Here is a 1,896-nt window from a genome sequence, read left to right on the forward strand (position 1 = left end):
GGAGCGTATCTCCTCGAATAAAGACGTTGATCTGACGCTGCGGCAGTTTTGCCGTCCAGCCGAAGAGAGCTGAAATAAAATCATGGTACGTCATTCCGCTGCCCTCAAAGTTCTGCGACGGTGTAAAATCATCCGTCAGACGATGAAGCTGAAGCCCGAGCGCCGCCGCAGTCTCGGCCGCATAGCGCGACACCTTCGCCCGCTCGACATAGATATGGATGGGCGTGTAGAGGAGTGTGTCTTTGCTGTACGTCCCCTTAACGGACTGTACGATGCCGCGCTGACTGGTTTCCTCCACGAGAAAACGAAAGTCGTAGTCCATCACTCGCCCTTGGATGCTTGCACCGACAGACAGTGGTTGAACGGTTTCGAGTTGGATGTTGTCGGAAAGAGAGAGTTCGCCAAGCGTCACGGAGAACGAGCGAATGCCGCGCTCTCTAAACTCTGCGTAGGTAAGCGTATGAGGAATCTCAATCCTTGTATCTGCAAGGATCCGCGACTGCCTAATGAGTCTGCGCTTTGTATCTCCAAGAGCCACATCGCAGCGACCAATGCGCCGAAGCGCATCCCCCGTCACTTTGATTTTCTTGACGATCCGAATATCGCGCAGGGTATCTGCATGCGTAGCGGTGGATGTGTTGAGACTGCGTGACGTATCTCCACGCACTTGCACGGGCTGACGAAATACGGGAATCACCGTGGCATATATAATTTGTTTGAGGTGAATCCTGCCAAACGGCAGCCACGCAATGCAGACGCTTGGTTTCAGCTTGATGCTCATACACCCGCTCTCCATCCAAACTGCCGATCTGAGAGTTCCGAGATGCGCAGCGAGGTCTTGCGTCCGTCCATGACAATGGATGTCGGATTCTGCTCGGCGATGTGTCTGCCATACGTCGTAACATTCCCACCGCTCTTTTCAATCGCCGTCAGAACGCACAACCCTTCTGCCGTGCGGTAGGCAGGGTTCCCGATAAGAGAAATCCCCATCACACGCGAATCCGCACCATACTGCGTGGACAAGGCGGCAATATCCACAGATTGCAAAAGATCTTGACCTGCCGCCGTCGCCTCATAGCTTCCATCGCCGCAGTCGGTCATATCCGTTTGTGTCGATTGGACGGGCAGCATGATGACCTGTTCCCGCGGGCTAATCTCCTCATCCGAGAGGATGAGATTCGAGATAAGAATGTCGTCATTATTCGTGAGAATGGCAATAGTTTTCGCATCCGAGTTCGTGAGATAACCAACATACGCATTCTGTATATTGCAAACCTCACGTTCGTCTATCATGGCATGAAAGACACCGTTACCGTTCTCTCCTGGTTTGATGTGAAACCACACAGCACAGATTTCTTTGACACGAACAGCATCGCCTACGGCAAGCATCTCGTTATTGTTGCTCCCGCGAATCTTCCATGTGCTCCAGAATTTCTCTGCTTCAATTATTTTGTAGCCGCCGATTGCAAATGAAAGTTTGGCATTGCCCCCTTTTTCTGTATCCTTGATGTACATATCAAATCTGCCATAAAGCTCTGGCGGCACTTCGGAAAGATTGAGTCCCTTGTAGTAGGTCGGCTGCCAGAAGGATACGCCCGTCTTACTGTACTGCTCTCCTATGACCGTTGCACCATCTTTGACCGAAAGCAGTTCTGCATAGCCCGGATTGATGTATTTGAATGCCATACGCTCCTCCTCAGTCCGACACCAAAAGCCCCTCTGCCTGAATGTCCACGCTCGTATCCTGCTGCGGCTTCTCGTCCGCCGTACTGATTGCGTTGACCCAGAAAATCGTATTCTTATCAGCAACATTGGATAATGAGATACTGTCTTTCCATTCGGCAGACTCCAATGCCGTTTCGGCAGTGTATTTGTTATCCGTCGCGGCTTTCCACT

Annotated in this window: 1 protein-coding gene and 2 pseudogenes; all 3 read right to left on the reverse strand. The window is 51.6% G+C overall.

The genetic code is table 11. The annotated features are described in order from the left end of the window. Positions 1 to 781, reverse strand: a pseudogene (locus HMPREF1992_RS00880) (hypothetical protein); the annotation flags it as partial. Beyond that, complete coding sequence (locus HMPREF1992_RS00885; RefSeq protein WP_021683912.1) at positions 778 to 1,686, reverse strand: hypothetical protein; 909 nt, start codon at positions 1,684 to 1,686, stop codon at positions 778 to 780. The pseudogene HMPREF1992_RS00880 and the gene HMPREF1992_RS00885, both read right to left, overlap by 4 nt. 10 nt (positions 1,687 to 1,696) lie before the next feature. Continuing rightward, positions 1,697 to 1,896, reverse strand: a pseudogene (locus tag HMPREF1992_RS00890) (hypothetical protein); the annotation flags it as partial.

This window comes from Selenomonas sp. oral taxon 892 str. F0426, assembly GCF_000468035.1.
Classification (GTDB): domain Bacteria; phylum Bacillota; class Negativicutes; order Selenomonadales; family Selenomonadaceae; genus Centipeda.